This is a genomic window from Amycolatopsis sp. cg5, from assembly GCF_041346955.1.
In the GTDB taxonomy this organism is placed as follows: domain Bacteria; phylum Actinomycetota; class Actinomycetes; order Mycobacteriales; family Pseudonocardiaceae; genus Amycolatopsis.
Genome location: NZ_CP166849.1, coordinates 6,667,338 through 6,691,249, shown reverse-complemented (window position 1 = coordinate 6,691,249; position 23,912 = coordinate 6,667,338). Strand labels below are relative to the sequence as shown.

22 protein-coding genes are annotated in these 23,912 nt (G+C 65.4%); 16 read left to right on the top strand and 6 right to left on the bottom strand.

Features of this window, described 5'->3' with window-relative positions; translation table 11 throughout:
• The first annotated feature begins 791 nt into the window (after positions 1-791).
• The 6 genes from AB5J62_RS29880 (at position 792) to AB5J62_RS29855 (ending at position 4,867) form a co-directional block, all read left to right on the top strand.
• Complete coding sequence (locus tag AB5J62_RS29880) at positions 792-1,763, top strand: transcriptional regulator (RefSeq protein WP_370943291.1); 972 nt, start codon at positions 792-794, stop codon at positions 1,761-1,763.
• Positions 1,764-1,778: 15 nt separating this feature from the next.
• A complete protein-coding gene (locus AB5J62_RS29875) occupies positions 1,779-2,141 on the top strand; it encodes a hypothetical protein (protein ID WP_370943290.1) in 363 nt (120 codons plus the stop codon).
• A 5-nt stretch (positions 2,142-2,146) separates the two neighbouring features.
• Positions 2,147-2,713, top strand: coding sequence for a hypothetical protein (locus tag AB5J62_RS29870; protein WP_370943289.1), 567 nt, complete (start codon positions 2,147-2,149; stop codon positions 2,711-2,713).
• A 216-nt stretch (positions 2,714-2,929) separates the two neighbouring features.
• A complete protein-coding gene (locus tag AB5J62_RS29865; RefSeq protein WP_370943288.1) occupies positions 2,930-3,322 on the top strand; it encodes a hypothetical protein in 393 nt (130 codons plus the stop codon).
• A gap of 175 nt (positions 3,323-3,497) precedes the next feature.
• Positions 3,498-4,007, top strand: coding sequence for a TIR domain-containing protein (locus tag AB5J62_RS29860; protein WP_370943287.1), 510 nt, complete (start codon positions 3,498-3,500; stop codon positions 4,005-4,007).
• Positions 4,004-4,867, top strand: a complete 864-nt coding sequence (locus AB5J62_RS29855; protein ID WP_370943286.1) for a macro domain-containing protein — start codon at positions 4,004-4,006, stop codon at positions 4,865-4,867. The genes AB5J62_RS29860 and AB5J62_RS29855 overlap by 4 nt, the downstream gene beginning before the upstream one ends.
• Before the next feature lie 80 nt (positions 4,868-4,947).
• On the opposite strand, the gene AB5J62_RS29850 is transcribed toward AB5J62_RS29855, so the two are convergent.
• Positions 4,948-5,724, bottom strand: a complete 777-nt coding sequence (locus AB5J62_RS29850; RefSeq protein ID WP_370943285.1) for a DUF6338 family protein — start codon at positions 5,722-5,724, stop codon at positions 4,948-4,950.
• A 217-nt stretch (positions 5,725-5,941) separates the two neighbouring features.
• On the opposite strand from AB5J62_RS29850, the gene AB5J62_RS29845 reads away from it, so the two are divergent.
• The 6 genes from AB5J62_RS29845 to AB5J62_RS29820 all read left to right on the top strand — a co-directional run bounded on the left by AB5J62_RS29845 (position 5,942) and on the right by AB5J62_RS29820 (position 10,074).
• Complete coding sequence (locus AB5J62_RS29845) at positions 5,942-6,244, top strand: hypothetical protein (RefSeq protein ID WP_370943283.1); 303 nt, start codon at positions 5,942-5,944, stop codon at positions 6,242-6,244.
• Between the two features lie 372 nt (positions 6,245-6,616).
• Positions 6,617-7,504 carry a DddA-like double-stranded DNA deaminase toxin gene (locus tag AB5J62_RS29840; RefSeq protein ID WP_370943282.1) on the top strand — a complete coding sequence of 296 codons (888 nt, stop codon included), beginning with the start codon at positions 6,617-6,619 and terminating at the stop codon, positions 7,502-7,504.
• Positions 7,501-7,953 carry an Imm1 family immunity protein gene (locus AB5J62_RS29835; protein WP_370943281.1) on the top strand — a complete coding sequence of 151 codons (453 nt, stop codon included), beginning with the start codon at positions 7,501-7,503 and terminating at the stop codon, positions 7,951-7,953. The genes AB5J62_RS29840 and AB5J62_RS29835 overlap by 4 nt, the downstream gene beginning before the upstream one ends.
• Before the next feature lie 183 nt (positions 7,954-8,136).
• Positions 8,137-8,643: a hypothetical protein gene (locus tag AB5J62_RS29830; protein WP_370943280.1), complete on the top strand. Its 507-nt coding sequence runs from the start codon at positions 8,137-8,139 to the stop codon at positions 8,641-8,643.
• Between the two features lie 16 nt (positions 8,644-8,659).
• Positions 8,660-9,781, top strand: coding sequence for an MAB_1171c family putative transporter (locus AB5J62_RS29825; protein WP_370943279.1), 1,122 nt, complete (start codon positions 8,660-8,662; stop codon positions 9,779-9,781).
• Positions 9,778-10,074, top strand: coding sequence for a hypothetical protein (locus tag AB5J62_RS29820; protein ID WP_370943278.1), 297 nt, complete (start codon positions 9,778-9,780; stop codon positions 10,072-10,074). Before AB5J62_RS29825 ends, AB5J62_RS29820 begins: the two co-directional genes overlap by 4 nt.
• A 9-nt stretch (positions 10,075-10,083) precedes the next feature.
• Here the strand turns inward: AB5J62_RS29820 and AB5J62_RS29815 are convergent, their stop codons facing one another.
• Both AB5J62_RS29815 and AB5J62_RS29810 read right to left on the bottom strand, forming a co-directional pair.
• On the bottom strand, positions 10,084-10,752 hold the full coding sequence (locus tag AB5J62_RS29815; RefSeq protein ID WP_370943277.1) for a hypothetical protein: 669 nt from the start codon (positions 10,750-10,752) through the stop codon (positions 10,084-10,086).
• A 263-nt stretch (positions 10,753-11,015) separates the two neighbouring features.
• A complete protein-coding gene (locus AB5J62_RS29810) occupies positions 11,016-11,660 on the bottom strand; it encodes a hypothetical protein (RefSeq protein ID WP_370943276.1) in 645 nt (214 codons plus the stop codon).
• A gap of 204 nt (positions 11,661-11,864) precedes the next feature.
• On the opposite strand from AB5J62_RS29810, the gene AB5J62_RS29805 reads away from it, so the two are divergent.
• A complete protein-coding gene (locus AB5J62_RS29805) occupies positions 11,865-12,953 on the top strand; it encodes a helix-turn-helix domain-containing protein (protein WP_370943275.1) in 1,089 nt (362 codons plus the stop codon).
• Position 12,954: 1 nt separating this feature from the next.
• On the opposite strand, the gene AB5J62_RS29800 is transcribed toward AB5J62_RS29805, so the two are convergent.
• Positions 12,955-13,611, bottom strand: a complete 657-nt coding sequence (locus AB5J62_RS29800; RefSeq protein WP_370943274.1) for a hypothetical protein — start codon at positions 13,609-13,611, stop codon at positions 12,955-12,957.
• A gap of 210 nt (positions 13,612-13,821) precedes the next feature.
• Here AB5J62_RS29800 and AB5J62_RS29795 point away from each other — a divergent pair, with 210 nt between their 5' ends.
• Both AB5J62_RS29795 and AB5J62_RS29790 read left to right on the top strand, forming a co-directional pair.
• Positions 13,822-14,961 (top strand): XRE family transcriptional regulator, encoded by a 1,140-nt coding sequence (locus AB5J62_RS29795; RefSeq protein ID WP_370943273.1) that lies wholly within the window; start codon positions 13,822-13,824, stop codon positions 14,959-14,961.
• Positions 14,958-16,118: a hypothetical protein gene (locus AB5J62_RS29790; RefSeq protein ID WP_370943272.1), complete on the top strand. Its 1,161-nt coding sequence runs from the start codon at positions 14,958-14,960 to the stop codon at positions 16,116-16,118. Before AB5J62_RS29795 ends, AB5J62_RS29790 begins: the two co-directional genes overlap by 4 nt.
• Here the strand turns inward: AB5J62_RS29790 and AB5J62_RS29785 are convergent.
• Complete coding sequence (locus AB5J62_RS29785) at positions 16,099-16,386, bottom strand: GNAT family N-acetyltransferase (RefSeq protein ID WP_370943271.1); 288 nt, start codon at positions 16,384-16,386, stop codon at positions 16,099-16,101. The two genes, AB5J62_RS29790 and AB5J62_RS29785, sit on opposite strands and share 20 nt — an antisense overlap.
• On the bottom strand, positions 16,320-16,604 hold the full coding sequence (locus tag AB5J62_RS29780; RefSeq protein ID WP_370943270.1) for a hypothetical protein: 285 nt from the start codon (positions 16,602-16,604) through the stop codon (positions 16,320-16,322). The genes AB5J62_RS29785 and AB5J62_RS29780 overlap by 67 nt, the downstream gene beginning before the upstream one ends.
• Positions 16,605-16,897: 293 nt before the next feature.
• Between AB5J62_RS29780 and AB5J62_RS29775 the strand changes: the two genes are divergently transcribed.
• Positions 16,898-23,911 (top strand): RHS repeat-associated core domain-containing protein, encoded by a 7,014-nt coding sequence (locus AB5J62_RS29775; protein ID WP_370943269.1) that lies wholly within the window; start codon positions 16,898-16,900, stop codon positions 23,909-23,911.
• The last annotated feature ends 1 nt before the right edge of the window (position 23,912 follow it).

The following is a 23,912-nucleotide window of genomic DNA, read 5'->3' as shown; positions in this document are numbered from 1 at the left end:
CGTCGGACCATGAACGGCACACCCAAGCGGCCGGGACGAGTGACCACGGACGGCGACAGGTCAGCGGGATGCCGGACCGTGGTCTTCGGAGGCGGAAAGGTGTCAACCGGCCACCGGGGGTGCCGGTGTTTACCCTGGTCCGCTGGCCGCGCGGCGATCATGACGAGACGTGGCTTACGTGTATGCATCCGGCGCATAGAAAGTAGGCCAGAGAGCGCATAGAGTGACCGTTGTCATACCGGTTGCAAGAATTCGCACCCCGACCGAGGCCACGCCGTATGAGTGCTCGCCCCGCTGCCCGCTACTGCCGTTGTGGCGCGCGTTTGGCCCAGGACAACCCGGCCACGCTGTGCGGGCCATGCGGTCGCCGAGCCCGAAACACGCTGGTCGACGCCCCCGAGGTGCCGCCTAGCTTCTGGGAGACCGACGAGCTGCGAGACGGCTTCGCTAGTCGGCACATGGGCCGGATCATCCATGCGTATCGACGGAATCCGTGGCATGGGCGGCCGCTGGCCCAAAGCGTTGTGGCGGGCTGGGTGGGCCTCAACCAAACGCAGCTGAGCCGCATCGAAACTGGCGCACCACCCCAAGATCTCGCGAAGCTCATACAGTGGGCGCGTGTTCTCCGAATCCCTGCGCGGCTGCTGTGGTTCGCCGTTCCCGGGTTACCCCGTCCGACTCAAGGTGCCAGGCTGTCCGGCCCGACGACAGCTGCCGCTGAACCTGCACGATCGGTGGACGATGTGAATCGCCGCGAGCTCCTACGTCTCCTTTCCATGACTGGTGCACTCATGGCGGTCCCGGCCTTCGACGAGCAGGTCGATCTCGAACGCCTCGAGCACGCCGCGACAACGGGCCGTCTCGATCTGACCGCGGCCGCCGAGTACGACCGGCTGAACGCTCAGCTGTGGCAGGTGTTCTCCCGGTCCAAGTCCAAGCAGCTGGCGCTGCCGGTCGTGCGCAAGCAGCTCGGCGTCCTGACGACGGCCCTCCAGCAGCGGCAGAGTTCAGCGGTACGGCAGCAGCTCTGCACGGCGTCTGCGAACTTGTTCCAGCTGTGCGGCGAGATCTTCTTCGACGGCGACCAGTACACAGACGCGGCACAGTGCTACGCCTTGGCGGCGAGCGCGAGTAAGGAGGCTGCTGCCTTCGACCTGTGGGCCTGCGCCATGACTCGGCACGCTTTCATCGGGGTATACGAGCGCCAGTTCGACCAGGCCGCTCCGCTGCTTGAAGGGGCCGCATCCATCGCTCGCCGCGGGAACCCGGAGCTGTCCACCCGCCACTGGGTGGCCGCCGTCCAGGCCGAGACTCACGCCGGCCTCGGCGACCTGGCCGCTTGCGAAGAGGCGCTGGCTACGGCTGAAGAGGTCACGAGCCTCAACGGCCCGGTTCACACGAGCGGCTGGCTCCGCTTTGACGGCTCACGCCTGGCTGAGGAGCGCGGCACTTGCTATGTCGAGCTCGGCCGCCCGGATCTCGCCGAAGCCACCTTGACTGACGCCCTCTACCAGGACCTTTCGCCACGGCGTCGAGGCAGCGTCCTCACGGATCTCGCCATGATTGGCGTGCAGCGGCGTGACACACACCAGCTCGTCACCTACGGCAATGCCGCGCTCGACGTGGCGAGGCAAACTGGCTCGGCTGGGTACGTCGGTCGCAAGCTGGCCGTACTCCGGCCGCAGCTGGCTCCCTTCCGGGCCGATAGCCACGTCCGCCACCTTGAGCAGGAGATCGCCCGGCTCAAGGCCGTCCCCGCTTGATGTAAGGAGCCCTCGTTGTCCGAAGAGCACGGCCGCATTTTCCGCGAAGCCTGGATTGCGGGCGTCACGAAGCACTTCCCCGGCGAGCCGAAGCCCGGCTACATCGCGCCATGGGACGAGACTCCCGACTGGGAGCGCCAGAGTGCGACTGCGGTCTACGAGCAGGTGGCAGCCTTCATCCAGACGACAGCTGGCGCGGCTACGAAGCTGACTCGCGAACAGAAGGGCCGCTTCGTCTCACTGTGCTGGATTGGCCAGATCTACAAGCACATCCCTGAGCCGAAGCCCGCCTACGTGGCTGACTGGGACGACCTGCCGGACTGGCAGCAGCAGACGGACATGGAGATCTTTGAGCGGATTGAACAGGAAGCGGCGTAACCACGGTGAAATTCACGCTTACCTACGCCGGTCGGCTCCCCAGCAGCAGTGACAAAAAGGTCAAGCACGAAATTCGCCGCAAGCTCCACCCTCAACTACAGGAGTTGTGGCGTACTCATCCGGCGCTTGCCGGGAGTGAGCCGTGGATCGACCGCGCTTCAGACGATCCTGAGGCAGGTGTATTTCTGACGGAAGTTGCTGGTGCGGATTTCGCGGCTCTCGTTCACCCCAACCAGGAGCTGTACGCAGAACTCGACATCTTGGTGCTACGGCCGGAAGCACCTGGTGCGATCGTCTCTCACTTCGGCGACATCGATAACCAGCTGAAGACGCTCTTCGACGCCCTGCGGCGACCAGCCGACGGTTCGGAGGTACCTACCTCCTGGAGCCCGTCACCAGACGAGCAGCCATTGCACTGCTTGCTGGATGACGACAAGCTGATTACCCGGGTCAACGTCGAGACTGATCGCCTGCTGAAGCCAGACGCAGATTCAAAACATGTTGAGTTGACCATCCGCGTCACCGTTAGGGCCTTTGCTGCGACGTGGGGAAACCTCGGCCTTACGGGCTGAACCTGGCTTACGTAGCCAAGTGCTCAGCCAGGCCTGCGAGGCTCGGCAGGATGGCCGCGTGCAACGACGCTGAGTCGGATCGCGGTTCGACCGCCAACGAGTAACGATTCGTAACATGCTGTAGCAGTGCTATCTCGTCACGCGACTGATCATGCATCGATTGACTGATGCGTAAACACAACGCGCATCAGCCCCAAGCGTGATCCGAGGTTCGCCATGCCCGACCTAAAACAGATCGCCGCCCAAGTGTTCGGCACGACGGTCGCCGGAGACAAGAAAATCACTGGAAATTTCGGTGACGCTAAGCCTGAGGGTGCAAAGAACGTAAGTGACTTTGTTACTACGCAGTCATTCTCCAACTTCAGTGGCATGGCCATAGTGATCTATGGTGTATGGAAAATCATGCAGCATGTTTTTGACTTCTTTCGCGGCACATGGTTTCCGGCTATTCTGTGCGCTGCGTTCCTGGCTGTCTCCGTGGCTGCTTCGTGGTCGAACACGCCCGGTAAGCGCATTACGGCGATCTTCATTGCGATTCTCAATTCGATTCTTCTCTATGGGGCGGTCATCGGAGTGCCTGTCGTCGTGACATCGATCGCGGGAAACTAGAGGCCCTATTGCCTGCATGGAGGTAATTAACCGACACGTTGACTATCTTGATCACTCGGTTGAGTAATAGATTTGTTCAACGGGGCGCGTTGGGTGTGTCAGGTTGTGTGTAGTCTGGTCGATCGGCGCAGTGTCGCGGTAAATTATTGGCAGCTATTAGGCAGGGGCGTCCGGGATGGCATATCGAAACAAGTTGTATATCGCCTTTGATGGCGACAAAGACATGCTTTACTACAAGACGCTCAAGATGTGGCGAGCCAACGTCAATATAGACTTCGAGTTTCATAATGCCCACGACCTAAAAAATGCACGAGACACAAGCCTTCCGGAGTCGATAAAGGCATCTTTGAGGGCTAGAATGCAAAATTCCAAGGTCATGCTGCTGCTCGTTGGAGAGAATACGCGATTTCTGAGATTATTTGTCCCTTTTGAGATCAAGTTGGCTCGTAGGCTTGATATTCCAATCATCGTCGCAAACCTTAACGACAAGCGCGAGTATGACCCGACTCGTTGTCCTTCGTCTGTGGAGGACGGAGTCAACACTGTTCATATATCATTTCAGCAAAAGATTATTAAGCATGCCCTGGATCATTATCCCGATTGGTACCATGCTAACAAGCGATCTGTCATGAATCACGGCTTGAGTTACCCAGATTCGACCTATAGGAGTCTGGGTTTAGTATGATACTTCGCGGCTTCAAGCTGATGCTTGGCACGGGGCGTGGCCTAAGAATTTTTCTCGGCACAGGCCTGGCGGTCTTCGGTCTTCTTGGTGGCCTCGTGCAACTCTATGCCGCTTTGTGGCCTAAGAATGAGATTAATCAGCCTGTTATCGTTGTTCTCATTGTGTGCGCCATCTTGGCGAGCTCCACTTTTCGCGCATGGCCACGGCATGCGTTTGGTCGTAACTTTGATTTGCCTGACATCAATGTTCGAGTTATGGTCGGAGATCTATTTGACCAGAAAGGTCACCTGGTCATTGGTTTCAGTGATGCATTCGACACGGACACCACTGATGGAGAGATTATTAGTCCTGTGAGTGTTCAGGGCCAGTTTCTGCATCGCGTGTATGGCGATGACCGTGATCGGCTAGATCGTGATCTTGAGGCAGCCCTTAAAGGGGTTGACCTGGTTGCTGAAGAGCTGTCTGCTGACAAGCGAGGTAAGCTTCGGCGCTATCCGATGGGAACGGTCGCAACTCTTGGGTCCTCAACTCAGCGGTATTTTTGTGTCGCGTACACATACATGCATAATCACCTCATCGTAAAGTCCACAGTCGATTATCTGTGGGAGGCATTAAACTCCGTCTGGGAGGCGGCAAAACTTTACGGACAGCGTAAGGCGGTAGTGATTCCCATCATTGGGTCGGAGTTGGCGCGAATCAACTGCCTGGACCGCGAGAGTCTACTAAAGATGATCATCTTGTCTTTTGTGGCTCGGTCAAGGCAGGATGAGGTATGTAAAGAGCTGATCGTTGTCGTGCATCCGAAGGACTACGAGAAGATTGATATGCTTGAGGTGAGAGCTTTTCTGAAGACCTTGTGATCTGGGTTTGTCCGTGGGAAGTGAACGGAATGAGGTGCTGATGAACGCCAGTGAGGGGCCAGTAAATCCTGGTCGTGCGCCTAAGATTGAGAGGAGGGGGCAGAAGCCGACCCCTCCTCCGCAGCGCCTGCCGCCTCCTCCGCCCCCGCCGCCACCTCAGAAAGAGGGATAGGATCTGAGTAGGTGACAAACAAGGCCATGATCCGGCTGGCAGAGACGCATACTGCGCTACATGGGTAGGGCTGAGCTTCTTTGGAGCCAGCTGGCCGGTAGACAATGGGCGCTTTGAGAATCAGGTCACGATCTGGTGTTTCGTCTGCCATCGAACTATGTGATCCCAGTACTCCTTGAAAGTACGAGCCGTCTTCAAGGTTGCACCCGACCTGTATGTCGCTGGTGAGGCTCCATTTCTCAAACAGCACCCACCATCCTGAGACGATGGAGTCATGCGGGTAGTTGCCTGACGCGATGCGGCCCAGCCATCGTGCGGGCGCATGTTGGGAAGAAGTGCGGTCCTGAAACCACTTCCGGATGCCTTGAGTCGCTGCGGCGAAGGCGAGCGCCGTTGCTAGCAACAGCATGCTCAATGCCCACAAGGTCAGCTTGACGTAGTGATCTCGGGTGTAGGCGGCAGGGCCTCGCACCATGGCGTCTACGTCGATGCTGAGATGCCAGAGTGGCCAGAGGCCAACAATCACAGCCAGTTCGGCCGACACGCTTGCCGCGACAATCGAGACGGTTTCACGAAGTGGCGACGCTCGACGAGATGTCCCCACCCGCTCCCGGCCGACGAGGTAGGCGAACCCAGGCAGCAGAAGCGTGACGAAGAGCAGGAGCCCGGTCAGAGTGCTCGGCATCTGAAGAGATTACGTAGCTTGGCGGTGGTTGAGGCTTGGCGACACGATGTCATGATCGCATCGCGCCTGGACGGTGATGTGATCATGAGCGCCGCCCACGTGGTCTCATCTTGACGCCGTTGCGTAACAAGTGTGCACGGACCGTAGTGTCGCTGACGCGGTAGCGCTCAGCCAAGCTTTCAAGAGCCTCGCCCGCTCGGTACAGCTCGCTTGCCTCTTGGATGTCAGCTGGCTTGAGCAGGAGTCGGCGAGTATCCACGCCTCGGGCTTCCAGGTGCTTGCCAACGGTTGCTCGGTGGACGCCAAACCGAGCGGCAAGTTGACGAACGTTCGAGCCTTGTTGGTAGGCCTCGACCAGTTCGTCTACCTCGGCCGGTCGCAGTTGGCGGGCCGTTCGGAGATCAGCGCTGCTGGGCACGGGACTCGACAGACTGTCTGGCCAGGTGCTTGCGATTTTGAGGAGGCGCTGGGTTGGGCGCGCGAGGTGTGCAAGCGCCTCAACGACGTCCACCAGTTCTGACCAGCGGTAATGCGGTTTCCGTGATCATCAGAAGCCGCATTGACATCAGTTCGCCCCGAATGGTCCTGTCGATACCGCGGCTGGTTTGGCAAGATCATCTGACTCAAAAGGGGGTCAGGTGAATAGTGGCGAGCTTCGTGACAGCGTGTCAAAGGCATGTGACGAGCTGGACGAGCTCGCCATTGGTGCCGGAGTGGGCGATGCGCGGACGGCGATCGGGTGCCTCACCAGAGCTTGGCCGAACAGCGTGCAGGAAGACGCGCGCGCGGCGATCGTCGCAGTCGAAGGCGTGGCTGACCAAGTCGACATGGCCGCGCGGAAGATTCAGGAGGCCACTCGTCTCCTGCGGGCCTACTCGAGGCGTTTGTAGCGATGACGTCGCCGCTCGCCGACGTCATCGCTCAGGTTCGTGCCGCGCTTGACGCTCTGCCGCCAGTGCGGGCCTGGACGGGCAGTTGCGGTCGGGTGGCGAAGCGCCTGGACGTGACCGTGGGCAAATCCACCCAGGAAGACGTGCGCAGCGCGCTGAAGTTGCTGCGCGCGGCCGTCGACGACCTTGAAACGGCCGCTGTCCTTGCCGAAGAGGCTCGCGTGCGCGCCAATGCCTGGGTGGGCGTCGCCGATCCCCAGTTGGCCGCCACCGATCTGAACCCCGCGAGGGCCACGTCGGCGGGCAGGGGGAACGACCCGATGGCCAAGCCTGGCGGAGGCGAACAGGCATCGATCGCGCGCGGGCCGCGCCCCGGCGGCGATGACCACGATGACGAGCGCAACGACTGGTGCCTGGAAGACGGGCGCGTTCTCGGTCAGGGAGACTATTGGTATCCAGTGGAAGTCGCCGACTATGTCAGCAAGCTTCCGGCGCGAAAAGATCTCAAGACCGGCAACTTCCCGCAGGGACGAAAGACGACCGGCTACCTGGTTGGAAAAACTGTCCCCATCACCTCGGGAACTGGGATCGGTTATCCTGAGGCCAAGGAGCAGCTGGAGGCGGCGGGTTTTGAAAAAGGAAACGCGAACTTTCTGGCGATGCACGTCGAAATGAAGCTCGTGCTCGCCGTTCTCCGGCGGGATAGCCGACCATCGCATATCGACATTGTCGTCAACAACAGGCCGTGCCGGATAAATGTCAACCGGCCCGGTTGTGGTGCGGCGCTGGAGCGCATACTCGCAGAAGCCGGTATGTCTGTTACAGTTTATGGCACAGACGAATCGGGAAATCCTTTCAAGCGAACCTATCCAGCGAAGAGGCAACGATGACTCACCCGGACTTGGAGCCAAAGGATGATGGTTTCGTCGTCGACACGATCTCCGACGTCTCCTGCTTGATCGACTATCTGCGCGATGCGAACGCGTCGCTGGGAAGTCATCCTGAGCATGGTGGAACGGTCTATATATTGACGAGCTCGCAGGATCGCGAGCACCAGTTGCTCGCCGGGGTTCGCGGAGAGCGCGGCTCACTGGTCTGGGCCACCGACCAGGTGATGTACGTTCCAAGTGTTGGTATTAATGACGACTATGTCGACTATTTTACAGCGACCGATGTCGACTATAATCAGCCGCCGCACAGTGAAGTGCCCATTGAGACTGTCTACGCGGTGGTCGAAGAATTTCATCGAACTCGCACTCGCCCGGAAAGTGTCGAGTGGGTTGCGCCGCCAACGTCGGCTCGGGTCTCGCAAAGTATTGATGATCTTCTTTTCGGGTAACGGCCGTATCGCCTCGACGTCATCGCTCCTCTGCTCGCCTCGGAGCGGCGGCCTGGGTGCCGGTGCAAGCGCCACGTCGTTCGAGGCGTACGCGACTGATCTCGCTGGATGATCGACAGGCTCGCGTGCCCGGCCCTAAACTGTCGGTTGTCGATCGACCACCGGACGTGGAGGCTGCTGAGGGTGACCGGATTGCGCCGGTACTGCGACAAGGTCATCCGCGACATCGAGCTGCCGCGCCCGTTCACCGCGCAGGCGCTGTGCGACCAGATCGCCGAGCGGCGGGGCAGCACCATCCGCCTCAAGCCGCTGCCGCGGCCGACGCCGCCCGATTGCCCGACCGGGATGTGGCTGGCGACCAAGCGCGGTGACTACATCTACTACGACGAACAGACCTCGGGCCTGCACCGGCTGCACATCATCCTGCACGAGATCGGCCACATGCTCTGCGAGCACGACGAAGTCGGGCTGGAGGACAACCAGTACCTCTACCGCCATCTGGACGCGGGCGACCCGGTCTGGATCCGTCAGGTGCTGCCCCGGATCCGCTACAGCTCGCGGCAGGAGCAGGAGGCGGAGATGGTCGCCACGCTCCTGCTGGAGCGAGCGGGGCGCTTGCCGGTGTCTTCGCCGTTGACCGGGTTGTGGGGGCGGCTCGAACAGGCGCTCGGATTCCATCGGACGAGATAGCGGGTTTCTGCGCGAGATGACTCTTTCTGTCGAGACAATCGGCGTTTTCTGCATGTGGCTGGTCGTCCTCGTCCGCTTCCCGCAGGCGATCCGCGATCGCGGGCAGCGGCCGCTGTGGGTGTCGGTCATGCTGATCACGGTGGTCACCACCCTCTACATGGAGGTCGTCCAGACCGCGCTCGCCGAGCTCTTCGGCCGGTACGCGACGTATCTGGGCACGCATCTGGTGACGGTGGTGAGCGCGGCCGCCGTGCTGCGGTTCGTGCTGATCGCCAATGGCCACCGTCGTCACCGGCACTGGCCTTACCTGGCCGCGGCCGTCACCGCGGGTGTTGTCGTGTGGATCTATGTGGCCGTCGATCCGCGAAACCCGCGTCCGGGCCATACCGGTCTTCCGCTGGGGTACTTCTTCCTGGTCAGCGGCTTCAGTGTGGTGGCGCTGACGGCTTGCGCGGTGGTGTGCCTGCTCGGCGCGCGGCGGATGGATCATTGGGCCATGCGGTGGGCGCTGCTCGCGTTGGCGCTCGGCTGGCTCGCGAACGCGCTGCCGTGGCTGCTCAATCTGGTCTGGCTGGTCACGCACGGCCCGCGGTGGATCGCGTGGTTCTCCGAAATCGACGGGGTCGCCGCGTTCGGCATCGCGATCGGCGCGGCGCTGCCGTTGATTCCCGACATCCAGCAGCGTGTCCGGCACAACGCCGCGTACCGGCGGCTGGGGCCGTTGTGGCGGACGCTGACCGAGGCCGCGCCGCACGTCCGGCTGGCGCGGGCGCCGATGGCGCGGATACTGCCCTCGATCCCGGCCCGGCTGCCGCTGTACCGCAGGGTCGTCGAGATCCGGGACGCGATCGTCGTGCTGCGCAGCTATGTCGACGCCGAAGACCTCGAAGCGGCGCACGCCGATGTCGAGCGGCGAGCCGTGCCTGCCGAGCTGGCGGACGCGTCCGTGACCGCGTGCTGGCTGGCCGCCGCGCTGCGCCATCATGACGAGGGTGATCCGCCCGCCGCCCAGCCGGAGAACATCGCCGGGGTCGGCGGGGACGATTTCGAGCAGGAAGTCGGGTTCCTGCTTCAGGTCGCCGACGCGTACGACGACGCACTGGCTCGCGGTTACGCGATGACGGGAGAGAACAAGTGACCTTTGTCCAGCTCATCGACTACCGGACGACCCAGCCGGAGGCGGTGGACGCGCTGCTCACCCAGTGGATCGCCGACAGCGGCGGCGAGCGGACCGCGGTCCGGACGCGGGTGGGACGCGATCACCATGACCCGCACCATTTCGTGGAGATACTGGAATTCCGCTCGCACGACGACGCCGTGCGCAATTCCGAGTTGCCGTCCACCAACGGGATTCACGAGCGGTTCGTCGAACTGTGCACCGAGCCGCCCCGATTCGTCGACCTCGACATCTTCCGCGAGGAGCAGCTCTGAGCGGCAGGCTCACTCGCCGGTTTCCGCCGGGGGATCGAGTTTTTCGCTACGCCGGACATCTTCGATCACCGAGGTGATGAAGGCCCTGCCCTGCGGTGAGACACCGAACAACCGCATCGACATCAGGCGGACCTCGTCCTCTTCGCTTTCCTCACGGGTGACGGGGTCTTCGCCGCTTTCCGGCTGTGCCAGCAGGTGATCCATGGGCACGCCGAAATAGGCGGCCAGCGCGCCGACGATCGCCGCGGACGGGTTGTTCGCGACCCCGTCGCGCAGTTGCTGGAGGTATCGAGGGGTGATCGTCACGCCGTGGTGGCGCTGCAGCCATTCAGTCACTTCGCGGGTGCTGGGTTCCTTCAGCTCGGTGACGAGTTTGGCCTGCCACAACTCATTGAGCGCCGCGCGGCCCGCATCGCCTGCCGGAAGCTGTTCCGGGTGGCCGTCCAGAATCGTGGCCAGCGCCCGGCGCTTGCCGTCTGACGGGTTGAACGGCCGCCGGCCGTACCGCAGCATCCTCAGGTAGGTGTCGGTGACCGGCTCGCCGAGTTCGGCCATGGCGGTCGCGACTTCGGTGGCGTGCAGTTCCCGCCGGGTTTCGCGGGAGCTGTCGCGGAACAGCTGGTCCAGCGTGGTCTTGGCGAGGCCGGTGCGGCCGGCTCGCGAACTCGGCGTGCCCATTCCCGCTTCCCCCCCTCCGGTCTCGCCGACCGGCGGCGCGACGTCATCGATCCTAAGGTCGCCGGTTTTTCGCCCCATTGCTCCGTTCGGGTAAACGGCGAGGCAAAACGGCGTGGGCCGGATGTGGCTACACTAGCCTCAGTTTCGTGATGTGGAACTGAAGTTCACCACATCGAACTGGGTGGAAGAAGGCCGGGCTTGCCGGCTGACCGCACGAAACGTCTTTGGGGGTCGGGTCGTGCGCCAGCTGGTAATCCGCAGGCCTACCCGCGGTTGGTCGTGAGCGTTGCGGGCGGTTCTAACCGCCCCAAACGCTCACGAGCCCTTCTCGGCTCGGGGATGTGGAGCCAGCCCCGGTGACGGGCGCCCGCCACCCGCACCTTGACGGTGGGCTCGAACGACTCGTGGTCGATGCCTTCGTAGCCGTGACGGATCACCGAGTGGTAGATGTCGTTCGAGACGACCAGGATCAGCGGCGACTCGATGGTGCGGAGCTTGCGTTTCACCTCGGGGGCGTCGAGCAGCCGGAAGGCGATGTCGAGCGCCTCGCCGAAGACGCCCTGGGAGTCGTAGTTGACTTCGCCGGCGTGCAGGACCACGCGGAGGCGGAAACTGTGCTCGGGGTCCTGGACGGCGAGCTGCTCGGCCAGCCGCGGGATCACGCGGTTCAGCAGCAGCGTCTTCGGGGCCTCGTCGACCGGGTGGATCAGGATGAGCGCGCCGTCGCCGCGGTCGGCGGGCGGGTCGTGATGCTCGGCGGCTATCCCGCTCGACCGCAGCGCGTCCTCCAGGATCGCGTACATGGACGCGCGCAGCCTGGCCTTGGCCATGTCGGTGCGCGTGGTGGAGCCCTCGACGTCGAGCACGAGAATCGTGCGGTGCCTCGGCAAGATCTGGTGACGGTTCATGGCGACCCTCGATTCCCCTCGACCGCCGGTTAAAGCTGAAATTTGCTGAAACTCTACGAAATTCGCTAGGCTTCAGAGTGGATGCTGAAGGTGGCCCGGACAATGCCGTCGACCAGGCCCTCATGCCGTCCGATCGAGCCGATTCAGTCTGTATACCCCGATCTTCAGCAAGCTAAACTGAAGTCAACTGGAAGGCCTGGTGCCGTGCAGGCGTATGAGGAACCGAGGCTCCTGCTCGCCCGGCGGCTCAAGGAGCTGCGGGAGCAGAAGTGGCCCCGGTGCGTCATCACCCAAGGTCAGCTGGCCGAGGCGCTCTCGGCCCGCCGTTCGGTGAGTGTCGCCTCGATCTCCTCCTGGGAGAGCAGCACCACGCCCAAGCCGCCGCCGGTGCATCGGCTGGAGGCGTACGCGACCTTCTTCGCCACCGAGCGCTCGGTCGCCGGCGAGCCGTACCAGCTGCTCGACGTCCGCCAGCTGACCGACGAGGAACGCGCGGCGCGCGGCGATCTGCTCGCCGAGCTGACCGGCCTGCGCACGGCGGCCACCACCGAGCCCGTCGAGGCCGCGGCCGACAGCGGCAACCTGCTGCGCTTCGACGACGGCAAGCCGATCACCATCGTCTGCTCGCAGCTGCCGGACGACATGCTCAAGGACTTCCCGTACGCCAACGTCGACGACCCCGACTACGTGCGGCTCTACACCTACGCGGACCCCGACGCGCTGCTGGAGCTCTACGGTCACGTCCGCGCGCTCAACCCCGGCGCCGACGTCCGGTACCGGCTCGCCTCCGAGCTCGGCAGCGCCGACTACCCGGCCATCCACCTGATCTCGCTGGGCGGCGTGGACTGGAACGTCCTCACCCGCGACCTGCTGCGGCGCCTGCGGCTGCCGTTGCGGCAGGAAGTGCGCCCGGAACATTCGGAGTCAGGACATTTCGAGATCAACGAGGGAGGTGAAAAAAAGAATTTCGTGCCACATTTGCAGGAGGCCAACGGAAAGACGATTCTCGTCGACGACGTCGCGCATTTCTATCACGGGCCGAGCCCGTTCAATTCCGCGCTCACCGTCACCATCTGCAACGGCATGTACGGACGCGGCACGCTGGGCGCGGTCCGCGCGCTGACCGACCCGTTGTTCAGCAGGCGGAACCAGGCGTACATCGAAAGGCGCTTCGCGGGGCGGAGAAGCATCAGTATCCTCAGTCGTGTGTCCGTGGTGAACGGCAGGCCCGTCGCGCCGGACTGGACCGATCCGAAGGTGCGGTTGCACGAGTGGTCGGAGGAGCCGTTGTGATTCAGGTCGTGGAGAGTTGTTCCATGCCGGAGCCGTCGAGGGGGCTGACGCGCGGCTTGGGGACCGGGCTTTTCCAGCCTTCCGCCGGGACATGTATCCAGCCGCGATGACGGGTGCCCGCGACCCGTACGCGGACGAGAGGCTCGAACGTGCGCTGGTCGATGCCTTCGTAATCGTGGCGGATCACCGAGTTGTAAAGATCGTCCGAGACGACCAGGACGAGCGGTCCTTCGATCGCGCGCAGCCTGCGTTTGACCTCAGGGGCATCGATGAGCCGGAAGGTGATGTCCAGCGCTTCCCCGAAGCAGCCCTGCCGGTCGTAGTTGACTTCGCCCGCGTGCAGCGCGACGCGGAGGCGGAAGCCGTGCTCAGGGTCCTGATCGGCCAGAAGTGAGCTGAGAGTGGGCACCACTCGGTTCAGCAAACTTGTTTTCGGCGCCTCGTCGACCGGATGGATCAGGACCAGCGCGCCATCGCCGCGGTCGGCGGGTGGGTCGTGGTGTTCCGGAGCGATTCCGCCAGACCGCAGCGACGCATCCAGCATCCCGTACATGGCCCGGCGCAGGTGGGCTTTCGCGGTGTCGGTGCGCTGCGTCGATCCTTCGACGTCGAGTACGAGGATCGTCCGATGCCTGGGGCGGATCTGCTGACTGCTCATCGTGCACCCCTCGATTCCCCTCACTCGTGACGCGGTGGCGGATCCGCTTCGTGACGCCGACAAATGAAGTTTGCTGAAGTTAGGCCAAGTTCGATACGGTTCAGAATAGGGTCTGACGACGTCATAGGACAATGTCTGAGGTGGTGGCGTGCGTCTTCGTATCTCGATGGTGGCCAGGGCGTAGACTTCGGTCAGCTAAACTGAAGTTTAGTGAAGGAGGCGAGTCTGGTGGGACTGCCCAGGGAGCCGCGATTCGTGCTGGCGCGCCGCCTGAAGGAGTTGCGAGAGCGGCGCTGGCCCGCGCGGGCCATCACGCAGAAGCAACTCGCCGAGGCGCTGTCGATGCGCAGGCCGGTGGGGGAAACGTCGATCTCGTCGTGGGAGAGTTCGGCCAGCCCCAAGCTGCCGCCGGTGCACCGTCTTGAGGCGTACGCGACCTTTTTCGCCACCGAGCGTTCGGTTGAGGGTGAGGTGTGCCGTCTGCTCGACTTGGGGAGGCTGACCGAGGCGGAAAGGGTCGCCCGTGACGATCTGCTGGCCGAACTCGGTGGGCTGAGGGACCGGGCGCTGAGTGACCCGGATGAACTCGCCGTGAGCGGGCGACGGTTGCTGCGGTTCGACGATGGGGTGCCGGTCACCATCGTCTGCGCGCCCCTGCCTTCGAGATTTCTTCAGAAGTCCCCTTACGCGGACCCGGATGAGCCCGACTACGTGCGGCTGTACACCTATGCGGACGCGGACTCGCTGATGGAGTTGTACGCGCACGTCCGTGTGCTCAACCCTGGCGTTGAGGTGCGGCATCGGCTGCAGCCCGAGGTGGATGCGGCTGACTATCGTAAAACGCATCTGATCTCGCTGGGTGGTGTCGACTGGAACGAATTCACCGGCTTTCTGATGGCCAAGCTGAAGCTGCCGATCAGTCAGGAGTCGCGAATAAATGACTTGCACGGCGCGCATTTCAAGGTCGCCGAACTCGGCGATGACAAGACTTTCTCCGCGCAGCTGAAAGAAAGAAAGAGGGACAGTGATTCTTCGGTCGGCAAGAAAAAGGTCCCGCCGCTGCTGGTCGAGGACGTGGCACACTTCTATCACGGTCCGAACCCGCTCAATGACGACCTCACGGTCACCATCTGCAACGGAATGTACGGTCGGGGAACGCTCGGTGTCGTCCGCGCACTGACTGACGCGGTGCTCGGTCCGCGGAATGACGCCTACATCGAGCAGCGCTTCGTGGACCGGGAGGAGATCAGCATCCTCACCAGGGTGGCCGTCGTGGACGGCCAAGCCATCGCGCCGGATTGGAATGATCCCCATACGCGCCTGCACGAGTGGTCGGAGGAGCCGTTGTGAATCAGACCTTGGTCACGCCGGGAAAAACGGGCTTCGCGTCCGCCTCCCACCACCAAGGATCCCACCTCCCGCTCCTGAACCGCCGAGGCGCCGCGCCGACCGGCGCCGCCAAGGTCGACGCGATCATCGTTCCCACCGCGCGTTTTCCCGAGCAGATGCATACTGCGGTCGCCGCGGTCACCCGGCTGAACTGCACCCTCGTCGTACTCTGCAGCAAGCGCGCTTCCGCCGCGCGCACCGCCGAGCTCGCGGAGGCCGCGGGCGTCGAGCTGATCTCCGTCGACGTCGAGGTGCTGCCGGACGGGTTGCTGCCCGAGTTCCACACCACGCGGCTGCTGCGCGAAACCCGCTTCGCCAGGCGGACGGACACCGGCCTCAAGCGCAATCTCGGCCTGCTGCTGGCGTGTTCGCTGGGCTGGCAACGGGTCGTGTTCCTCGACGACGACATCTTCATCCCCCGGATGGCCGATCTCACGGACGCCGTTCGGTTGCTCGACCGTTACGCCAACGTGGGCCTTTCGATCACGGGTTTCCCCGACAACTCGGTCGTCTGCCACGCGAACCGCTACTCGGGCGGATCGCAGGAAATGTTCATCGGCGGCGGCGCGCTCGCGATCTCCGCGGAATCGTTCGAATCATTCTTCCCCGACATCTACAACGAGGATTGGTTCTTCCTGCTCGACGATCACGGATTACGCCCGTCCGGGGTCGCCGGCACCGCGGTGCAAGGGCCCTACGATCCATTTCTCGACACCGAACGGGCGCGCTCGGAGGAATTCGGCGACGCGCTCGCGGAAGGTGTTTTCGCGCGCCTCGACGACCATCGGCCGCTCGAGACGGATCTGCGGTACTGGCGCGCGTTCCTGACCAGGCGCCGCACCTTCATCAGGGAGATCGTCACCAGGGTCGAGTCGATGGCCGGGCCGTCGGCCGAGCGGGAACGGATTCTCGCCGCGCTCAAGGCGGCGCACAGCCGCAGCCTGCTGGTCACCGCCGAGCTCTGCCTGGACTACCTGGCGGCCTTGTCACTGGACCGCCGCAGGTGGCGGAGGCATCTCGCGCAGGCGCCCACCGGGCTCCATCCCGCGAAGGTGCTGGCCGAGCTGGGCCTGCAGCACCGCGGCGAGTACGTGCCGGTCAGCCGTCGAGCCTTTTGACCATGATCCGACAGGCTTCGTCGTAGGACTTGCGACGGCCGTCCTCGAGCACCTCGACGCCCCCGCAGGTGATCGGGCCGTGGCTCCATTCGTTGAAGTAGAGGCGCTTGTAGAGCAGTTCCGCACGGTCGTTGGTGATCTCGACCGCGAGCGCCACCTGCTCATACCCGGCCGCACGCAGCAGATCCTCGCCCGCGCTGATCAGCTCGGTGCCGATGCCGCGGCTTCGATAGTCCTCGGACACCTCGATCCGGGTGAACAGCGGCACCCCGGCAGCTTCTCCCGCAGTTCCGCTTCCTCGGCGTCTTCGAGCCAGACGTACATCGACCCGAGCAGGACCTCGCCGGACCAGGTGGTCAGCAGCCACCCTAAGCCAAGCGCCTGCCGGTCCAGGCGGTCGTTGACGAACACGCGGTCGCCCCGTGCCTCGACCAGCGTGCCGACGTCCTTGTAGTGCGCGAGGCGGATCTGGTTGCGGTGGGTCACGCGGGGATCCTCCGCTCTGGCTTTGGGGCGAGGTCAACCTCGGTTGATCAGAGGACCTTAGTCACTACTACATACGTCTGATAATCCCCTAGAGACGCAGTCAAGGGCCCGGATTCCACTATGTGGCGGAGCTGAACCTGTGGTTACCAGCCGGGTGCGCCAGGTCCGAGCGGCGTAGTGAATTAAACCGCCAAGGCTGGGCCGAATGTCAGAACTTCACGTTTTTTTGTTACATGGCTGGAAGTCCGGCCGATACAGGGCGCGCAGGATCGCCCCCTTGGCTGGGAGACCACGTGAGCCTCAGAAGACGCTTGTCCGGTGGAATGAACGCGGCCCTCGTCGCGATGCTGGTGGCCACGGTGGCGCTGCCGGGGCTACCCTCCGCGACCGCCCAGCAAACACCACCCACCACCCCGGTCCAGAAGCAGCTTCCGGCGGCGGTGCAGGCGGGACCCGCGTCCTACGCCTACGACGCCGCGGGCCGCCTGGCCGGCGTGGTCGGGGCCGGGGGAGAGGTCGCGCGGTACGTCTACGACGCCGCCGGGAACGTGACCTCGGTCGACCGGCTGGGGACACCCGCCGTGGCCGTGCTGGCCGCCGTGCCGAGTGTCGTGCGGCCGGGGGACAGCATCACGATCGCCGGCAAGGGGTTCGCCGCGACCGGGACGACCGTGCGGATCGGCAGGCTCGGGGTCCCGGTCACCTCGGTCACGCCCGACCGGATCGTGGTGACGGTGCCGGACGGGACCTTGGGCGGCCAGCTGCAGGTCACCACGCCCGCGGGGACCGGCACGCTGGACGGGATCACGGTCGTCCGCGGCGACAGGCCGGAGATCACCGAGTTCGCCCCGAAGACGGCGGCGCCGGGCAGTCCGGTGACGCTCACCGTCACCAATCCGGACCCGCAGTTCGCCAGCAACGTCGTGCGGCTCAACGGGATCATCGCCGCGGTGACCGGGCAGGGTCCCGGCACGCTGACGGTCACCGTGCCGCCCGGCGCGGGGACCGGGAAGCTCGAACTGAGCACGCCGGGAGGTGTCTCGACGGCCGCGAACGCGCTGATCGTGCCGCCCGCCGAGGTACCGGCAGGCGCGATCGACACCAGCGGCGCGATCACCGCGGGCACCAGGCTGGCCGTCCCGATCGCCGCGGGCAAGTACGCGATCCGGTACTTCGACGCCGCCGACGGTGACCGCTTCGCCGCGACGCTCGACGGCGGCACGTTCGGCGACTGCGGGCTCGACGCGAAGATCTTCGACGAGCACAACCGCCAGGCGGCCACCGCGGGCTGCGTCGGCTCCGCAGGCTGGGTCGAGACCACGCCGGTCTCCGGCGCGGGCACCCGGGTGCTGGTGCTGCACAACACCGCCGACACGGCGGGCACGATCAACGTGACCCTGCACAAGGTCGCCGCCGACCTCGCCGCGGGCACGCAGCCGCTCAACGGGACCGCGAAGACCGTCACGATCGCCAACCCGGGCCAGAACGCCTACACCACGTTCACCGGCGGCCTGGGCCAGCGGGTGCTGATCCGGTCCAGCGCCGCGTCGCCTGCCTTCGGCTGCTGCGACCTGACCTGGGCGCTCACCGGCCCCGACGGCACGCGGATCGGCGCGGCCCAGTACGGCAACAGCACGCTCGACACGGTCACCCTGCCCGCCGCGGGCACCTACCGGATCACCGTCGACCCCGCGTACGGCCTGCTCGGCTCGGTGACGCTGACCGCGTGGAGCGTGCCCGCCGATCTCGACGCGGGCACGCAAGCGCTCAACGGCACCGCCAAGACCATCACGATCGCCAATCCCGGGCAGAACGCGTACACGACGTTCGCGGGCACGACCGGTCAGCGGGTGCTTCTCCAGTCGACCAACACCAGCGCGGTCTTCGGCTGCTGCGATCTGACGTGGACGCTGGTCGCGCCCGACGGCACGCAGGTCGGTGGCACGCAGTACGGCAACAGCACGATCGACACGATCGCGTTGCCCCAGAACGGGAATTACCGCGTCGTCGTCAACCCGGCGTACGCGTTGACCGGCTCGATGACGCTGGCCGCCTGGAGCGTGCCCGCCGACCTCAACGCGGGCGCGCAGCCGCTCAACGGGACCGCGAAGACGGTCACGATCGCCAATCCCGGGCAGAACGCGTACACGACGTTCGCGGGCACGACCGGTCAGCGGGTCCTCGTCCAGTCGACCAACACCAGCGCGGTCTTCGGGTGCTGTGACTTGACGTGGACGTTGGTCGCGCCGGATGGCACGCAGGTCGGCGGGACGCAGTACGGCGACTCGATCCTGGAATCGATCGCGTTGCCACAGAACGGGAACTACAAGATCGTCGTCAACCCGGCGTACGCGCTGACCGGCTCGGTGACGCTGACCGCGTGGAACGTCCCGGCCGATCTCGACGCGGGCGCGCAGCCGCTCAACGGAACCGCGAAGACCGTGACCGTCACCAATCCCGGGCAGAACGCGTTCACCACCTTCGCGGGCACGACCGGTCAGCGCGTGCTCGTCCAGTCGACCAACGCGAGCGCGGTGTTCGGCTGCTGTGACCTGACCTGGACGCTGGTCGCGCCCGACGGCTCGCAGGTCGGCGGCACCCAGTACGGCAACTCCACACTGGACACGATCGCGTTGCCGCAGAACGGGAACTACAAGATCGTCGTCAACCCGGCGCACACGTTGACCGGCTCGGTCACGCTGACCGCGTGGAACGTCCCGGCCGACCTCGACGCCGGCGCGCTGCCGCTCACCGGCGCGGCCAAGACGGTGACCGTCACCAACCCCGGCCAGGGCGCGTTCACCGGCTTCGCCGGAACCAGCGGCCAGCACCTGATCGTCCAGTCCAGCGCCACGTCCCCGGTGTTCGGCTGCTGTGGTCTCACCTGGACGCTGGCCGCGCCGGACGGCTCGCAGGTCGGCGGCACGCAGTACGGCGACAGCACGCTCGACGTCACGCTCCCGCAGACCGGCGCCTACAAGCTCAAGGTCAACCCCGACGCGGCGCTGACCGGTTCGATCACCTTCAGCGCGACCATCGCGACCACGCCCAAGGCCGTCGAAGCGCCACCGCGGCGCGCGGCCGTCGAGAAGAACGACCCGGACGTCCCGCCGAAGGTCAAGCACGAGGTGCGGCCCGTGCCGCCGCCCGACGCGCGGACGGCTTCGCAGTGGGCGCCCGACACCGGGAACCTGCGGGGCGCCGACTGGCTGACCAGGCGGCCCGACCCGGCGAAGATCGAGGACCTGAAGGCGGACAACGGGATCACCGCGATCAGCGGCCATGTCCGTGACCTCGACGGCCGCCCGCTGCCCGGCATCCCCGTGCGCGCCGGCGACCGCAAGACGAGCACGGACCCGCAGGGCCGGTTCCTGCTGACCGGAGTGCCGGCCAACACCACCACGATCATCGTCGACGGCTACGCGGCGCAGACCGCGCCCGCGCGGTACGGCACCTTCCGCATCCACGCGAAGGTCGCCGCGGGCGTCACCACCCCGCTCGAAGCGACGGTCTGGTTGCCACGGCTGGACATGCGGCACGTCCAGCCGATCTCGTCGCCCACCGGCAGCGAGGTCGTGCTGACCACGCCGGAGATCCCGGGACTCGAGGTGCGCCTGCCGGCGGGCTCGGTCGTGCGTGACCTCGACGGCAACGTGGTGCGCGAGCTCGGCATCACCGCCATCCCGCTCGACCGGCCGCCGTATCCCTTGCCTCGCAACGGGATCGTGCCGGTGTACTTCACCGTGCAGCCGGGCGGGGCGACCATCTTCCCGCAGGGCGCGCGCGTGGTGTACCCGAACTACACCAAGCTGCCCGCCGGGTCCTTTGTGGACTTCTGGAACTACGACCCGCAGGACAAGGGCTGGTACGTCTACGGCCACGGCAAGGTCAGCGCCGACGCCAAGCAGGTCGTGCCCGACGAGAAGACCAAGCTGTGGACGCTCGACGGCTCGATGTTCAACACCCCGGGCAACCCGAAGCACAACAAGAACTGGCTCGAAGACCTCATCGACAAGATCTCCGGCGACCCGGTGGACCTGTCGACCGGGCTGCTCACCGACACGCACACCGACCTCGGGCTCAAGGACACGCTGCCGATCTCGCTGACCCGCACCTACTGGCAGGGCGACGGGCACGCGCGTGAGTTCGGGCTCAACCAGAGCGCCGACTACAACATGTTCCTCACCTCGGAACTGCAGTACCAGGAGGTCGACCTCAACCTGCCGACCGGCGGCAAGGTGCACTACGTCCGCACCTCACCCGGCACCGGCTTCAGCGACGCGGTGTTCGCCGCGACCGGCACGGCAGGCCGGTACGGCGGGTCGACCATCACGCAGGTCGACGGTGACTGGGTGCTCCGGCTGCGCGACGGCTCGGCGTACTTCTTCCCGTGGTACTCGCGGGTCAGGGCGATCCAGGACCGCAACGGCAACCAGGTCACCTTCACCAGGATCGGCGGCAACAACGGCGAGGTCTCGCAGATCACCTCGCCCAACGGCCGGTGGATCGCGTTCGAGTACGACGGCGCGAACCGGGTCACCAAGGCGAAGGACAACATCGGGCGCTCCACCTCGTACACCTACGACGCCGAGGGCAGGCTCGCCACGGTCGTCGACGTCGCGGGCAAGACGAGCACGTACACCTACGACACGGCGAACCGCGTCACCAAACTCACCGACGCGCGCGGGATCGCCTATCTCACCGTCACCTACGACCTGAACGGCCGCGTGGCCACCCAGGCACTGGCAGGCGGCGGGACGTACACCTTCGCGTACATGCTCGACGCGAACGGCCAGATCACCGAGACCAGGGTGACTCAGCCGAACGGGTCGGTGCGCAGGGTCGTGTTCGACGCGAACCACATCGTCGCCACGGACACGCAGGCGTTCGGCACCTCGCTCGCCCGCACGACGTCGTACACCCGCGGCCGGGACAACCGGATCGACGCGGTCGTCGACCCGTACGGCCGCCGCACGACCTACGAGTACGACACGGAGAACCGGCCGACCAGCACGGTCGAGCTGACCGGGACCGCCGACCAGGTCACCCTCGGCAAGACCGTGTACGGGCCGTTCGACCTGCCGGTCGCGATCAAGGACGCGGCGGGCAAGACCACGAGCTACACCTACGACGCCAAGGGAAACCTGCTCACCGCGACCGATCCGCTCGGCCGCGTGAGCACCCTGGCGTACACAGTGGACGGTCAGCTCGCCAAGGTCACCGCGGCGGACGGCGCGGTCACCACGTTCACCTACGCCGCGGGCGCGCCGACCTCGGTCAAGGACCCGCTCGGCCGGGTGTCGAAGATGTTCGCCGACGCGGCGGGCAGGCCGGTCTCGGCGACGAACCCGGCAGGCGCGACCACGCTGACCGGCTACGACGTCCAGGACCAGCCGGTCAAGGTGACCGATCCGCTCGGCCGGTCGAGCACGTTCGGCTACGACGCTGGCGGCAACCTCACCTCGTTCACCGACGCGCGCGGCAAGACCACGCGCTGGGGCTTCGACGACGCGGACCGGCCGATCTCGCGGACCGACCCGCTCGGCAAGACCAGCACCATCACCTACGACAACGCCGGGCGCGTCACCGCGACCGTCGACAGGGCGGGTGTCCGGGCGACGGGTGACTACGACGCGCTGAACCGGCTCACCAAGGCCAGGTTCGGGGTGACCGGCGCGACCGCGCAGTCCGAGCTGACCTACGCCTACGACGCCGTCGACCGGCCCGCTTCGATCACCGACACCGCGGGCGGCACGACGTCGTACACCTACGACGCGCGGGACCGGACGGCGTCGGTGACGAGCCCGAACGGGACGGTCGGCTACGGCTACGACGTGCTCGGTCGCCAGACCTCCAGCGCACTGCCGGGCCTGCCCGCGACGTCGTACACCTACGACGCGGCCGGCAGGCCGAGCGGGGTGAGCCGGGGCGCCGACGCGGTCACGATCACCAGGGACGCGGCGGGCCGCCCGACCGTGCTGAACCTGCCGGGCGGGTGGACCCAGACCTCGGCCTACGACGCGGCGGGCCAGCTCACCGGGATCACCTACGCGCACGGCGGCACGACCAAGGGGTCGATCGGCTACGCCTACGACGCCGCGGGCCAGCGGACCTCGGTGACCGGCAGCCTCGCCGACGTCACGCTGCCCGCCGCGCGGGCCGGGCTGACCTACAACGACGCGAACCGGCTCACCACGCCGGGCACGACGTACGACGCCGAGGGGCATCTGCTCACCGACGGCACCACGACCTACACCTGGAACGCGCGCGGCCAGCTCACCGGCACGAGCAAGGCGGGACTGGCCGGGTCGTACACCTACGACGCGGCGGGCAACCGGTCCAGCCGCACCGTCGGCGGTGTCACCACGAAGTTCCTTTACGACGGCCCGAATGTGGGCGCGGAACTCGACGGCGCCGGCGCGGTTTCCGCGTCGCTGCTCAGCGGTGGCGTCGACCAGTGGTTCGCGCGGACCAAGGCGGGCGTCACCGACACCACGCTGACCGACGCGCTCGGCTCGCCGGTCGAGCTCGGCAGGCCGGACGGGACGTTCGCGGCGAACCAGGCCTACAGCCCGTTCGGCACGCCGTCCGCCGACGGCGACCGCCGCGGCTCGGACCTGTCGTTCACCGGCAGGCAGGACGACGGCACTGGACTGCTCAACTACCGGAGCCGGTACTACAGCCCCGATCAGCAGCGGTTCATCTCCGAGGACTCGATCGGCATCACCGGCGGCGCGAACGTCTACGGGTACGCGGCGAACTCGCCGACCAACCTCACCGACCCGTCCGGCAACAACCCGATGGTCGTGGGCTGTCTCGTCGGCGGCGCGGTCGGTGGCGGGCTCGACTACGTCAGCCAGCGGCTGTCCGGCCGCAAGGTCAGCTGGGGCAGCGTCGGCGTCTCCGCGGCGAGCGGGTGCGCGCTCGGCGCGCTCGGCGGCTGGCTCAGCAGGGCGGGCACGCTGGCACGCGCCGAGAGCATGGCGGACAAGATGGCGCGCGTCAGGGCGGTCGGCGCGGAGGGCGAGAGCCTGGCCGGGATCAACCCGGCCGACAAGGTGCGGATCCCGTCCTTGAACAACACGGCCGACTTCCGGGTCCCGGACGCGTTGTCGCCGACCACGCTCACCGAGGTCAAGAACGTGGCGAAGCTGAGCTACACCGCCCAGCTGCAGGACTTCGTCGCGTTCGCGCAGGCGACGGGACGGCAGTTCGACCTGATCGTCCGGCAGGGCACCCAGTTGTCGGGGCCGCTGCAGAACATGGTGAACAACGGGTTCATCAATTTGATCCGGTCGCTACCGTGAC